Here is a 13,238-nt window from a genome sequence, read left to right as displayed (position 1 = left end):
CGGAGCCTCACCTCAATGGCACTCTCCGGCAGCCGTATTGTTACAGCGAATCAAACTGATAGCTGACCGATAGCCCAACGCCATAGTTACGGCCCGGTGCCGGTTCATAATAGCGTCCGTTGCTCTCGTTGACGATAACAGAGCCGACGTAGCGCTTATCAAACAGGTTATCAACGCGCGTATAGAGGTCAACGGTCCAGTTATCTAGCACATATTTATAGCCGGTATTCAGTGCCGTCACCGTATAGGCTGGCGCCTGCTCGCTATTGGCATCGTTGACCTGAATATCGCTCATATAGCGGACTTCAGCGCCAGCGTACCATCCCTCTTCCGGCACCCAGCCAAAGGAGGCATAGGCGCTATTACGTGCAATCCCCGGGATCCGATTGCCGCTCTGAATAGCATCGCCGGCGTTTTCACGGTAGGTCGCATCCAGCAGCGTCCACGCCAGTTTGGCGCGCCAGGCGGGCGCAAATTGCTGATCCCATCCCAGTTCGACCCCGCGGCGGCGCGTCTTGCCCGCGTTCTGATAGGACGTACGGCCATTGTCGCTGGCGGCAACGACAATTTCATTTTTCGTGTCCGTATTGAAGACGCTCAGGCTCGCCATCCCGGTGCCCACCTGCCATTTACTGCCTGCTTCAACGGTGGTGTTAGTGGCCGGTTGCAGAGCAAAGTTAAGCCCGGACTGACCATCGGGACGATAGGACAGCTCGTTAATGGTCGGCGTTTCAAACCCCCTCCCGGCAGAGAGGTAAACGTTCCACTGCGGCGTCATGGCATACTTCAGCGCTGCCGCCGGAAGCCACTTGTGATAGCTCGCTTCGCCGCTATCATCACCATTTTTACCTACGACATAACGATCGTTGGAATCAAACCATACCGAGCTATAGCGCGCCCCGGCGTCCAGCCCCAGGGCTGAGGTGAGCTGCCAGTGCGTTTGAATGTAGGGATCGAGGTTCCACATCAGGTTACGTTCGTTACGTCGCATATCACCTTTGGTGCCGAGATCGTAAACGCCGTTCTGATAAACAAAGTTCTCATAGCCTTTGCGCTGTTCGGTCATCGTCTCGTAATCAAGGCCGGTGGTGATGGCGTAAGGGATAAAACCGCTGTCATCGTGGTGTGTCCAGCGCGTATCAATCCCCTGATACCGACGCGTCAGGTCGATGACCCCGCCGGGGTGAGATTCGCTGCGCTGCTGAACGAAATAGGGAATAGACTGATACTGGACCGTTTCACGGATGCCAGCCCAGGTCATCACGCTAAGATCGTCGCGATCGCTGAGCCCCTGCTGATAGCGCAGGCCAGCCTGAGTCTGTTTGACCGTTTTGCGCGTACGGTACTGCTCACCACGCGGCGCCTGGGCTGGGTTGTCCTTCCATTCTGCGCGGGTTAATCCGCCCGGGTCGTCGGCGGTGATATCAACGCTGTTGAGTTGCAGCGTCAGGTTGCCGGTGTCGTTCAGCTTGACGCCCAGTTTCGCATTCAGCAAATTTTTATGCGCGGCGCTATTATCGCGAAAACCATGGGTCGAGAAGCGGCTGCTGGAAACCGTATAATTGACGTCGCCCGCCCGGGTACCATCGCCAGACGCGCCGCTCGCCTTAAGCCCGGTTCGCCAGCTACCAAAACTGCCGTAATAATTGCTGCTTTCAAGGGTCGTCGGCTGGCGGCCGGTTTCGGTTTCGACATTCACCACCCCGCCAGATGCGTTGCCATACAGCGCCGAAAACGGCCCTCGAAGTACGTCAACGTGTTCAATGGAGCCGATATCGATGTTGGATAATTGCCCTTGCCCGTCAGGCATGGTTGCCGGAATACCATCAACGTAGAGCCGCAGACCGCGAATACCGAAAGTCGAACGCGCGCCGAAGCCGCGGATGGACATCTGTAAATCCTGAGCAAAATTCTGTCGGTTTTGGATCTGCAGGCCGGGCACGTCGGCCAAACCCTCCGACAGGTTTATGCGCGGTGCGGCATGGCGCATATCATCACCGTAATCAACGGCGACGGCCGCCGGCGTATCCAGCGCGGACAGCCCTCCATCGGCTGCCGCACTGACGATCATGGTTTGTTCTCCAGCAGAGCTGGCGTCTGAAGAGGCCGTTTGCGCGTAGGCGCAGGAAACCGGGGCCAGGGCGACGGCGGTCGCCAGCCGGGAAAGCTGCAGAGTTAATTTCATGTAGACGTATTGCTATCGAAGGGAAAGGAAATCTGGCGAATACCCGCAGGGTATTCGCCAGTGAGTCGGTTACTTGCCGGTATATTCGAAGACGATAATCGAACCTGGATTGCTAAGGTTATGCGTCGGATGGTTAGACTCATCCATCACGTTACCGAAGTTATCGGTCGCCACGAAGAGCTTACGCGTATCCGGGCTGACGACGACCATGCGGTAGCGGTTAGCGGTGTGGAAGTATTTTGCCACATCACCCTGCACGTTTTTCTTATCGGCATTCAGCAGCACGCGATACAGCGAGCCATTTTTCATTGAGCTCACGATAAGCGAGTTGCGCCAGCTTTTAATCACGCCGTCCGCCGGGTAGTAAGTGACGCTGGACGGTGCGATAGTCGGCCAGCAAATATAGGCTGAATCGCCGCTGCAGCTGGCATCGCTGTAGCTGTAGCCCTGACGGACCGTGAAGAAAGTTTTGATCGGCGCTTTAAAGTCGTCGGCTTTCCATTCGGTTTCTTTCTGTACAGGAACCCCGGCTGGAATATGGTTCGGATCCCATTTCAGCGACGGGCAATTTTCTGCTTTGGAATAGTTCGCATAGACGTAAGCCTGATCGTCCTGGAAACCTGCAACTTGCGGCCAACCGTAGTTGCCGCCGGGCTCAAGGATATTCAGCTCATCATCCGATGAAGGCCCCTGCTCGGAGGAATAAAGCGTATTGCCAACGAAGACCAGTCCCTGCGGGTTACGGTGACCATAGGTAAACAGGTGACTTTTAATGCCGTGGATCACCGGGTTATCTTCCGGAATTGAGCCGTCAATATTCAGGCGCAACACTTTACCGGCATAAGCGGAATAGTCTTTATTTTTCAGCTCGGCTTCAGTCGGAATACGCTGGGCATCGATCGGTTTGCAGAAATTAGCGCCCTGATTATGTCCTTGTTCACCAATGGTGTAATAAAGTTTACCGTCAGGTCCAAAACGCAGGCGCCCACCGTTGTGATCGTTTCCTGCCGGGAAGCCGGCAAGAATTTCTTTTTCATTCCCCAGTTTTTGGGTTTTTTCGTCATATTCCAGACGGACAATTTTGGCGTGTTCCTGATCCCCGTCCATATAGGTATAAGCGGTATAGACGTAATTATTGCCGCCGGCTTTCATAAATTCAGGCGATAACGCCAGGCCGAGTACGCCTTCATGCTGCGGGCCAATATGCACACCGCTCAGCGTAATCGCGACTTTTTTCTCACCGGTTTTGGGGTTAATACGATCGATAGCAGCGGCTTTACGTTCAGTGACCCACAGGTAGCCATCCGGGCCCCATACCATATCCCACGGCGCATCAAGACCGCTGACCAGCACGTGTGCAGAGAAAGGTTCTGCCGTCTGGACTTCAGGATGTTTAGCTGAGTCGGCGTGCGTCGTTTTCGCTGCATAGGAAACGCCACACAGGGCAATGGATAACGCGACAGCCTGGCTAATGCGTTTTGTTCGAGTATTAAACATTATTCACTCCATACCATATGAAATAATCTCATCATTTCTGAGATTACCGGGATAGAACAACTATTGTCGTCTCGAAATATTTTGTCAAATTATGAAAAGTTTTCTTAAAAGTTATCGTAAGTAACATACTATGGGTAAAATTTAATTTAGCAAAAAACACTGTCAATAAACCCAGTGCTTTATCAATAAACTTAAGGCAAATTAAACCCTCTCACACAAAACCATAGATATTACCTATCATCATTTTATTCCACTCGATTTTTTTAATGAAGTTGTTTAATTTTTTTTGTGCTTCTTTCACGCATAAAAAATACCCAAAAATGAATATACTTACCACCAGGCAAAAAATCGGTGCTATTGTTTTACCTTTGTTTTAATCATTAACATTTTATCAATCTGTCATCTGATACTGAATCATAGCGGCCAACAGCCCTCCCCGCTCTTCTTTTGGCTAAAATTGCATCAGCCCCATCGAATAGTACTCAGCCTATTTCAAAATGCTCTGCCGTTTTGTTGAACAATATAATGACCGATGTAACTATTTTCAGTTTAATGCTAATCACGATAATTAATTGAAGATGATGTCTTCGTTTATGGTGTAACAAATAATTACCCAAAATCCTATAAATCACATAATAAAACCATGTTACTCTTACTCGCGTTAAAAACTTGCTGATATAAGTTTCCCCATCGGAGTTTTATTAAATGGATTTTGCCGTTAAAAGGATGTACATGCCGTTAATTGTTGCATGCTGCATTTTCACATTTTTAGTTTGCATGCTATTTATTCAGGCAGGCCATATTGTCAGCATAGAAAAAAAGCGTAAGGCGGAGTCCGTTCTGGATTATGCTGAAAGCATCCTGGATGAGGCCCGGTTGGCGGCACAAGAAATGTCCGGACTTGTAGAAAGTACTTGTACTGAGTTAATCAAAAATGAACTGGATAATATTGTTGCAGGCTACCCACATTTGCACTCGATGGTTATTACCGGCCCAAAAGGGATAAGGTGTTCCTCCCTGAGCGGTGAATTTCTACCCGACGCCGCCCACAGAAATACGGCAACTCAAGCCCTTGCTCTGCATACTTTCCATGATCCTGGAAATCGCCATACTCAACCCCTTCTGGTTAAAACATTCCACGGTCACAACGGCATGATATTAGATATCGCCATCAGCGGTATTTTTTTGAAAAATAATCTGAAAACGGATGCTTCAGGATATCCTCTGTATCTTCAGATTGGCGACATGCAGCTTAGCGCCAGCGGCGAGATTTTGCCGGTAAAATCCGTTGGCCACAGCCTGCATCACAGCTCCAGTAAAGAAAGCTCACTATCAATATTCTACAGTTCCGCGCTGGGGCTATCGCTGCTCAGCGCATTATTGATGTTTCCGTTTACGCTATCGGCATCTTTAATACTATCAATACTGTCGGGTTTGGCTTATTACCTGATTATAAAAAAGACAAATACTCCCGGAAATGACCTATTAGCCGCCATTAAAAATGGTGACATAAAAACGTTCTATCAGCCGATAGTCAATGCTGCTGACGGTGAGATTGTGGGTTTTGAAGCACTGTGCCGCTGGTATCACCCGTCAGAAGGTATTATTTCACCGAACCTCTTCATTCCCATGGCCGAAAAAAGCGGGCTGATCGTACGTTTAACGCAATATCAACTCAACCAGATTAGCCGCGATCTCATCACACTTTCGCCGGGCATGAACCGTCCTTTTCATATCAGCGTGAATTTTAGCCAACGCCACTGTGCCGCAGGTACCTTTATTCATGACTGTAAGGCTTTTATACGTAAGATCGCCACCTTCAAAGTAACGCTGATTATTGAAATTACCGAGCGCCATCCCATGCTATTCACCGATGTACAAATGAAAAAATTTGCATGGTTAAAACAAAATGGGGTCCAACTATCGCTGGATGATTTCGGCACCGGTTACTCTAATCTTGAGTATATTTCAGAATTGATACCCGATTATCTGAAAATAGACCGAATGTTCGTAAATTCTATCGGCAGCGGCAATACTGTTCTATTGGACTGCGTGACGGAAATGGTCGACAAGCTCGGTATTAAAGCGATTGCCGAAGGTGTAGAGAATATCAGTCAGGCAAGATATCTCCAGGACCGTGGCGTACAGTATCAGCAAGGTTATTATTGGTATCATCCGATGGATTTTACGACTTTATTGCAAACGCTCTCAGGAAAAACACGTCAACGGTAGACGCCTTCTCTGTGGTGACCCACCGCTGCCATCTTGCCGCCCTATCGGGCGGCAAGGCTGACCGCTTATTTTTGGATCAAATAGCGGATCGTCGGACCATCTTGCTGGATATCCAGCACGGTATAGCCATGGTTGCGAGCATCTAGCGGAATATTATTGATCGACTGCGGGCAGTCGCTGACAACTTCCAGAATCTCCCCTTTTTTCAACTGTGGCATCGCTTCCAGCGTTGCCACTGCCGGATACGGGCAGGGCTCACCCACCATATCAAGACGGTAATCCGGTACGATAGTACTCATGCATTCTCCTTCGTTACAACGCCCGTCGCCGTGCGCGTTAACTCACGCCGGAAGAAACGTTTCTCCCAGCCAATAATCAGCAGCAGAGCGGCCAGCAGCAGCGCGTAGGTGACCAGCAGACCGCCCAACGGGCCAAAGGTCGTCAGCAGGTTCACTTTATCCCAATGGGTGGCCAGCGATGGCGCAAGATCGTCCCAGAAATAGGCCAGAATTGTCGACCCGAGGACGTTGCCAAGCCCAACCCACCAGTAGTGCACCTGCCCTTCTACGGCCCGATACATCCAGCCGGTTTCACAGCCACCGGCCAGCACGATGCCGAAACCGAACAGCAGCCCGCCGATGACCGCATTCGGGCCCGCCCACATAATTTTCGGCGCAACGCCGAGCTGGACATAGCTAAAGATACCAATGACACTCGCCGCCATACCAAAGATGATCGCTTTTGCCATTTGGGTGCGGCCGGTGATCCACAGATCGCGGAAAGCAGAGGTAAAGCAAATTTGCGCACGTTCAATCAGCAGGCCAAACCCCACGCCAAACAGCATGGCCAGCCCAAGCTTCGGATGATCGAACGCGGTCAGCAGCGCCCAGCCCAACATGCCGATAAACACCAGCATTCCCAGACGAAAGCGGCGACGCGCGCGGTCAGGCTGCTGAGTGAGCGGTGAAGCCGCTGAGACTTTCTGAATATTGACCGGAATACGGAATAGCGGCAGCAGGGTAAAGCGCGCGCCGAACCACGAGCCAAGCGCGGTCGCCAGCGCAAAGAACCAGGCATGAAGCGAGAACTGCGGGATCCCGGTGAAGAAGGCTGCCAGATTACAGCCCATCGCCAGTCGCGCGCCAAAGCCGGCAATCATACCGCCAACAATGGCCTGAAAAATGCGAATACGGCTACGCGGCAAACGCAGCTTGACGTTATTGGCCCACAGCGCCGCCGCAAAACAGCCGCCGAACATGCCCATAATCATCATACCGTCAACGCGGGTTAACGGTGTTCCTTCAAGACCAATCAGCTTGTAATAACCCCAGGTTTCACTGTGAACGCCAACCAGCTGTAATAGCTGCCCGCCCCAACGCGTAAATTCGCCGGTGACGGCCCAGAATGTGCCGGTAATACCAAAATAGTAGGTTGAGAGAATCCCTGCGGCGATAACCGCCGGGACAGGCGACCAGAATTTGATCAGATATGCCTGTTTAAAGTGTTGCCATGTCATGAATGTGAGCCTCTGAACTCAGAAGGTATATTGTGCGCAGGTGGCGGCACAGAAGCGCTGAATTATAGCGGCTGTCGATGACAGAATAATTGAAAAAACAAGAAAAGGTCGATTCGATCAATTTGAAGAGATACGGGTGAAATAAGCCTTTATTTAAAAGGGTTTTTCACCCGTGCTGATGCGTATCGCCAGGGGCGTTTTTACGCGTACGCGCTACGGCTGGCCGCCTGCCATAATTCAACGCAGTTACGGCCACGTTTTTTAGCCTGATACAGCGCCTGATCGGCCTGTTGAATCAGACGTTCATAGTCAGGGTGGCCGGTAAACATCGCCGCACCGATCGACAAAGAGAGCGGAATATCATTGCCGTCGGGGGCAGCAATTTTTGTTTTTTCAACACGGCTACGAATACGCTCTGCGGTACGTAAAGTGTCAATCTGGGTCGCTTCCGTCAGCACGATAACAAACTCATCGCCGCCATAGCGGAAAACGTAATCGTTGCTGCGTACGTTGTCATAAAAGACCTGCGATACTTTGCGTAAAATCTCATCCCCCGTACTGTGCCCCCACGTATCATTGATTTGTTTAAACTTATCAACATCAATAACCAGTACCGACAGCGGAGTGCTAACGCGATTGGCGTGAGAGATTTCGCGCTTAAAAATAGTCGGCATAAAGCGCCGGTTCAGCAGCTTAGTTAATACGTCCACGCCAACTTCATGACGCGAGACTTCTTCAAACAGTTCGCGCAGCAGCGCGATGATTTGCGACACCGAGCTGCGCAGCTGCAATAAGAACTTATTGCGCTGGGCTTTATCATCGATAGGGGGGGTGGCGGCGTTAATCGCATGAATCACACCGTCAAAATCCTGCATCAGGCGCGCAATATGCCCGACTTCCGCAATACCGCTAAAATAGTGGCGGCCTTTATGATTAAACCACAGACCAAAATCCGACTGGTTCAACGGCAGGCTGTTCCCCAGGTCGGCATCCAGCACCACCTTGTAGATAATGTCGATTTCCCAGGCCAGCAGCGTCGCAATCTGCCGCTCTTTTTCTTCTTCGGCATTTTCCAGCAATGAGAACATGCGGTAATTCTCATCCTCTTTGGCCTGGCTGTTTTCGCTGAAGGAAAAGGTCCGCGACATGACTTCCATCGCCAGGTCGATGCTGTGAATCGAGAAATGATAAATCTGCAGCTTATCTGCCGAAGGCTGTGAACCGTGAATAATGACCGGATAGAGAATTTTCTTTAATACCCGAAAACCCATTTCAACTACTTCCACCGGAATACCAATGCGGGCATGCACTTCTGCCACCGCGTGCTGCATCTTCAGCAGGCGATCGATATCCGCCACTTCGCAGGACAGAACATCCACAATCCATTTTTCCAGCGCGCGTTTTAGCTGCCGCTCTACCTGCTCGTTACTCAGAAACTCTTCAGCATGAGGGTCGATCAGCACCGTTTTATAGAATTCGTCGCTCAGCGCCTGCGCGCTGTCTGCCGCGATCTCTGCCGCCTGCTGTCGAATGTGAGGTTCAGTTTGCTCAAGCAGCAATAGCCACTCGCTTTTCATTCTTTGTAGATACATCTGCACGGGCAACATCCTCACAATATAAAATCATTAACAATCGAATAACTTGTTCAACAACTATGACCTGAGTTGCGATAAGACACAAGATGCTACGCCGCAGACTCCCCCTTCACTTGCTCGCCGCGTTCTGGCAATCTGGCCGCCTTGCGACTTCGCAGATTCATCAATAAGGCCACGCCGAATGAAACAGATTACCCGCGACGATATGCACCAACAAAGCGCCGCCGCCGCACAGTCACCTCGCCTGCGTGCGCATCGCAATTTCCACCCGCAGCTGAGCGACCCCGTACAACGGCTGGCCATCGCCATGGAGCCAGGAACCTACGTACGCCCGCACCGCCATCCGCATACCTTTGAACTGCTGCTGCCACTGAGCGGACGGTTCGTGGTGCTTAATTTTGATGACCAGGGTACGGTGACTGAGCGCGCGGTGCTGGGCGAATCCTGTACGGTGCTGGAAATGGCGCCCGGCACCTGGCATGCGGTGCTGTCGCTGGATAACGGTGGGATCATTTTTGAAGTCAAACAAGGGGCTTATCAGCCCGTCGCCGAAGAAGACTACGCGCCATGGGCTCCGGCGGAAGGAGAAGCCGGTACGGCAGAGCTGATGGCGTGGTATGCGCAGGCGCAAATTGGCGATCGCCGCGCGGCGAGCTAACCGTCGGCAAAAAAAGCCCGCGAGCGCTCGCGGGCTAATCATTCAGTCAACCTCGTTCAGCGCAGACCCAGATGTTCTCTATTTCTTTGCTGAATATACTCTTCCGTAGCGGCCAAGCCATTAATGCGGCCAAACGCAGCCAGTAGATAGACCACCGCCGATTGCTGTAACGTCATTTTGTCCCGCTCGTCTACCACACCGCTCGCCAGGCTCCACGTGCTGGCCGCCTGCTGGCAAAGCGTGCTGACGGACTCCGGAGACAAATATTTTCGTTCATCAATCTCTTGTAATAACCTGCGAAATGCCGCGTCACGCTGGGCCTCCTCGCCGTGGTCGAAAATGATATCCATAATAGCATCCATCATGATGCGCAACTCTTCAGCGTAAATAGTCATAGCGTTCTCGATACGGCAGCACAGTCAACCTTTATAGAAACCGGCGAAGTGGTTTCAATGGTGGTGGGGCCATTGAGAGTGATGGTAGCGACCTCATTAGCATTATTTACCGGAGCGTTCGCACGCCCCCTATTCCTGCTGCTTTGATATTGGTCTGATGGTTTACCATCACGTTATTATCTCTGCCGGCACGTTCCCGACCAGGGTTAATACCATCGGCTAACCAGCCTGAAGTATTAACGCTCAGATCGTTAAATTTATCGTTTTCGCCAATCAAATACAGACTCCCGTTTTTCAGCCCACCTGAAGCTCCCCCTGTCGCCCTGGTGGTAATAATTGCCTTATCGTACGTAGCGGGTAAAATCCTGACCGTTACCGTTTACAGAGTCGTAGTAATAAACTGTATAGTTCGCATTGAACGTATTCTCTTGCACGGGGCAGCAAACGCTAAAATCCGGCAACATGCGTATTCAACCGCTTTATGTATTAATATTTAACTGTAGGCCCTTCTCACGGCAAAGTGATAACAATGAAAAGGGCCATCAATCAGTTTAAAATCGCTTATAACGAATGTGAGAATCGGAAAAGGGTATTGATATCGGCCCCCATTTTCTTTTCCGCACGGCGCTTTGCAGCATAGATAGTACGAATATCGACATTGAGTTCATCAGCCAGTTGCAGACAACCGTCTCCGGAAATCAATGCGCTTAAGACAGCAAACTCCAGTTCAGAGAGTGACTCTCCGCCAAAGAAGGCGTCGCGCTGATAGATAAATCTCTTTTTTAACTTTTCACAAGCCAGCGTCAGCCGATCTTGCTGATAGATAACAAGAAAAATATCTTTAGAATGCTTAAACCAGTAATTAGCCAATGGTTTAAGGTATTTATCACAAACGATAACAATTTTTAATTTCGTTTCAATTAAATAATCTATCCAACGTTCGTTAGTAAAAAAACGCAAATGGCTGATAGAAAAATCGACAAAAATACAGCCTAAATATAGATTATTATAATTTTGTTTGAGGAGCCCCTCCATAATCCCCAGAGAAAAATAGCCACTCCCTTCTGGCCAGGTACAAAAACAATAGTCCTGGCAAAACGAAACGCGCAGTGAGGCATTTGGTTTTAATTCACATTGAGAAGGGCAACTCATACAGTTGATTCTTCCGTAATCATAAATTAGTGACTTCATTGTCCCCCTCCTTATCCATGATCGAATAATTTCACTGCCATAAAATGATGTCAATATTCTTTTGGAGGCCCAATAACTCTATTGGCCGGATTAAAACAATATTCTTACAAGCCATCCAAAGGGTGGAAAAACAACCATGCGGAAATAAAGAGGAAAAACAGCGGAAGAATAACTTCCGGCGGAAACAATGAGAAAACTGCAAATGTAAATCAGATAATTACAATAAAAAGAATGAGTCATGTGACTAATCACAATGAAGACTATTCAAAATAAAATAATTTACTTCCATTACTTTGCGGATTTGTTTTTTGGGGGAGGTAATACTTTTGACTTAAAAAGGTCTTAAGGCCATCGAAAAGGATGATACTAATAATCATACAAAAAGCTGAAGATGTATATCAAGAAAAGCTTTTACGGATATATAAATAGAAAGTGGGGGCACCGTAGCGCCCCATTATGGAGAGTTACAGCCCTTCGGCGATGATTCTCGCCGCTGAAGCCAGCACATCGCGGCGGCTCTCTGCGTTCTGTTGCGGCTGGGTAAAATAGGTCACCAGAACCAGCGGCGCACGACCCTGCGGCCAGATCACCGCAATATCATTGGTGGTGCCGTAGTCGCCGCTGCCGGTCTTATCACCCACAGTCCAAGACGTCGGTAAGCCGGCCCGAATGCTGGCTGCGCCGGTCGTATTGCCTTTGAGCCACGTCACCAACTGCGCCCGCTGGGTTTCGCCCAGCGCATGACCCAGCGTAAGCTGACGCAACGTCTGTGCCATCGCCCGCGGCGTGGTGGTGTCTCTCGGGTCGCCGGGAATGGCGGTATTCAGCGTAGGTTCAGTGCGATAAAGACGAAACGTCTCATCGCCGATCTCGCGGGCAAAAGCCGTCACGCCTCCCGGGCCACCGAGCTGGGCAATCAATTTGTTCATGGCGGTATTGTCGCTGTACTGCAACGCGGCCGCGCTCAGCTCTGCCAGCGTCATTGTGCCGTTGACGTGTTTTTCGGCAATCGGATTGTAGTTAACCAGATCGGCAGGCTTGATCTCGACAGGCTGATTAAGCAGCTGCTTTTGCGTTTCACTCTGCTTAAGCACCGCCGCGGCCGCCATAACTTTACTGGTACTGCACATTGGAAAGCGTTCATCACCGCGATAAAGCACCTGCGTATTATCTTCGGTATCGATGAGCGCGACGCCCAGCCGCCCTCCGCTGCTTTTCTCCAGCGCCGCCAGCTTTTGCTGCACCGCACTCGTCTGCGCATAAAGCGGCGCGCTGCCCAGCAGCAGCGGAATGCACGCCGCCGCCGCGAACATCATCCGTTGCATTCCCTTTGTCACCATCTCAAACTCCCAATACGGTCAATCCGTGTTACATCAGTATTCATTAAAAGGTCGAACTGAAAAGCAAAACGCCGCGATTTTTCTGTCGCGCCTCGCCGTGAATCACTCGGGCACGCGAGATGACAGCTAAAACGACAAGCGCAGGATGATAACCCACCGTTAAGGAAACAGCAGAAACGTATTTTCGGATTATCGGATTATCGGATTATCGGATTATCGGATTATCGGATTATCGCCAGAAAAATAGACGTAAAATCAATGGGGTTAAAGACCCAAAAGACGCGTCGCCAGAACGAAATTTATTACCGTATGAAATTAAAGTGTCGTCGAATCACGACAGTCGTAAATAACTAAAAATTAATAAAAAAATCCCTCTTGTTTCCCTCATTTTTTAGGCGTACATTAGCGCCATCTGGAGCACAACAGCACAGAATTCTGAGGTGATGCCAACCGCGAAAGACGTCCGTTTTTTTCGTCGGTTGTTACCAACTCGCAGTAACACCACCGTTCATGAATGCGTAGAAACCGAATACGCGGAGAGATGAGTCGTGAAATATTTCTTTATGGGCATTTCCTTTATGGTCATCGTTTTTGCCGGTACATTTGCCCTGATGATCTAGCTAATAAAA

General features: G+C 50.1%; 11 protein-coding genes. 3 read left to right on the top strand and 8 right to left on the bottom strand.

What is annotated here, in order from left to right:
- Nucleotides 1-40: 40 nt before the first annotated feature.
- The gene (gene pqqU / locus V6942_RS16555) at nucleotides 41-2,185 is read right to left on the bottom strand and encodes a TonB-dependent receptor PqqU (protein ID WP_333501506.1); all 2,145 of its coding nucleotides are present in this window, start codon (nucleotides 2,183-2,185) and stop codon (nucleotides 41-43) included.
- 69 nt (nucleotides 2,186-2,254) lie between these two features.
- Complete coding sequence (locus V6942_RS16550) at nucleotides 2,255-3,682, bottom strand: glucose/sorbosone family PQQ-dependent dehydrogenase (RefSeq protein WP_333501505.1); 1,428 nt, start codon at nucleotides 3,680-3,682, stop codon at nucleotides 2,255-2,257.
- A gap of 732 nt (nucleotides 3,683-4,414) precedes the next feature.
- Here V6942_RS16550 and V6942_RS16545 point away from each other — a divergent pair.
- Nucleotides 4,415-5,914 carry an EAL domain-containing protein gene (locus tag V6942_RS16545; RefSeq protein ID WP_333501504.1) on the top strand — a complete coding sequence of 500 codons (1,500 nt, stop codon included), beginning with the start codon at nucleotides 4,415-4,417 and terminating at the stop codon, nucleotides 5,912-5,914.
- A gap of 65 nt (nucleotides 5,915-5,979) precedes the next feature.
- Here the strand turns inward: V6942_RS16545 and yedF are convergent, their stop codons facing one another.
- The 3 genes from yedF to V6942_RS16530 all read right to left on the bottom strand — a co-directional run bounded on the left by yedF (nucleotide 5,980) and on the right by V6942_RS16530 (nucleotide 9,028).
- Nucleotides 5,980-6,213 (bottom strand): sulfurtransferase-like selenium metabolism protein YedF, encoded by a 234-nt coding sequence (gene yedF / locus V6942_RS16540; protein WP_106924214.1) that lies wholly within the window; start codon nucleotides 6,211-6,213, stop codon nucleotides 5,980-5,982.
- Entirely contained in the window at nucleotides 6,210-7,430 is a 1,221-nt protein-coding gene (gene yedE / locus V6942_RS16535; RefSeq protein ID WP_333501503.1) for a selenium metabolism membrane protein YedE/FdhT, read from the bottom strand. The genes yedF and yedE overlap by 4 nt, the downstream gene beginning before the upstream one ends.
- Before the next feature lie 200 nt (nucleotides 7,431-7,630).
- Entirely contained in the window at nucleotides 7,631-9,028 is a 1,398-nt protein-coding gene (locus tag V6942_RS16530) for a diguanylate cyclase (protein WP_333501502.1), read from the bottom strand.
- Between the two features lie 178 nt (nucleotides 9,029-9,206).
- Between V6942_RS16530 and V6942_RS16525 the strand changes: the two genes are divergently transcribed.
- Nucleotides 9,207-9,683 carry a WbuC family cupin fold metalloprotein gene (locus tag V6942_RS16525; RefSeq protein WP_106924211.1) on the top strand — a complete coding sequence of 159 codons (477 nt, stop codon included), beginning with the start codon at nucleotides 9,207-9,209 and terminating at the stop codon, nucleotides 9,681-9,683.
- Between the two features lie 56 nt (nucleotides 9,684-9,739).
- Here the strand turns inward: V6942_RS16525 and V6942_RS16520 are convergent, their stop codons facing one another.
- From V6942_RS16520 to blaCTX-M, 3 genes are all read right to left on the bottom strand, one after another.
- Nucleotides 9,740-10,078, bottom strand: a complete 339-nt coding sequence (locus V6942_RS16520) for a hypothetical protein (RefSeq protein ID WP_106924210.1) — start codon at nucleotides 10,076-10,078, stop codon at nucleotides 9,740-9,742.
- 561 nt (nucleotides 10,079-10,639) lie between these two features.
- On the bottom strand, nucleotides 10,640-11,269 hold the full coding sequence (locus V6942_RS16515) for a helix-turn-helix transcriptional regulator (RefSeq protein ID WP_024266332.1): 630 nt from the start codon (nucleotides 11,267-11,269) through the stop codon (nucleotides 10,640-10,642).
- Between the two features lie 464 nt (nucleotides 11,270-11,733).
- Entirely contained in the window at nucleotides 11,734-12,609 is an 876-nt protein-coding gene (gene blaCTX-M, locus V6942_RS16510) for a CTX-M family extended-spectrum class A beta-lactamase (protein WP_333501501.1), read from the bottom strand.
- 548 nt (nucleotides 12,610-13,157) lie between these two features.
- Between blaCTX-M and ypdK the strand changes: the two genes are divergently transcribed.
- Nucleotides 13,158-13,229, top strand: a complete 72-nt coding sequence (ypdK, locus tag V6942_RS16505; protein WP_100249902.1) for a membrane protein YpdK — start codon at nucleotides 13,158-13,160, stop codon at nucleotides 13,227-13,229.
- Nucleotides 13,230-13,238 lie beyond the last annotated feature (9 nt).

The organism is Kluyvera genomosp. 2 (genome assembly GCF_036759865.1).
In the GTDB taxonomy this organism is placed as follows: domain Bacteria; phylum Pseudomonadota; class Gammaproteobacteria; order Enterobacterales; family Enterobacteriaceae; genus Kluyvera; species Kluyvera ascorbata_B.
The sequence above is the reverse complement of the archived record's forward strand: the minus strand, read 5'-3'. Positions and strand labels throughout refer to the sequence as shown.

Coding starts and splice junctions, on each gene's coding strand:
- pqqU (WP_333501506.1), bottom strand. CDS start 2,185: ATGAAATTAACTCTGCAGCTTTCCCGGCTGGCGACCGCCGTCGCCCTG.
- V6942_RS16550 (WP_333501505.1), bottom strand. CDS start 3,682: ATGTTTAATACTCGAACAAAACGCATTAGCCAGGCTGTCGCGTTATCC.
- V6942_RS16545 (WP_333501504.1), top strand. CDS start 4,415: ATGCCGTTAATTGTTGCATGCTGCATTTTCACATTTTTAGTTTGCATG.
- yedF (WP_106924214.1), bottom strand. CDS start 6,213: ATGAGTACTATCGTACCGGATTACCGTCTTGATATGGTGGGTGAGCCC.
- yedE (WP_333501503.1), bottom strand. CDS start 7,430: ATGACATGGCAACACTTTAAACAGGCATATCTGATCAAATTCTGGTCG.
- V6942_RS16525 (WP_106924211.1), top strand. CDS start 9,207: ATGAAACAGATTACCCGCGACGATATGCACCAACAAAGCGCCGCCGCC.
- V6942_RS16520 (WP_106924210.1), bottom strand. CDS start 10,078: ATGACTATTTACGCTGAAGAGTTGCGCATCATGATGGATGCTATTATG.
- V6942_RS16515 (WP_024266332.1), bottom strand. CDS start 11,269: ATGAAGTCACTAATTTATGATTACGGAAGAATCAACTGTATGAGTTGC.
- blaCTX-M (WP_333501501.1), bottom strand. CDS start 12,609: ATGGTGACAAAGGGAATGCAACGGATGATGTTCGCGGCGGCGGCGTGC.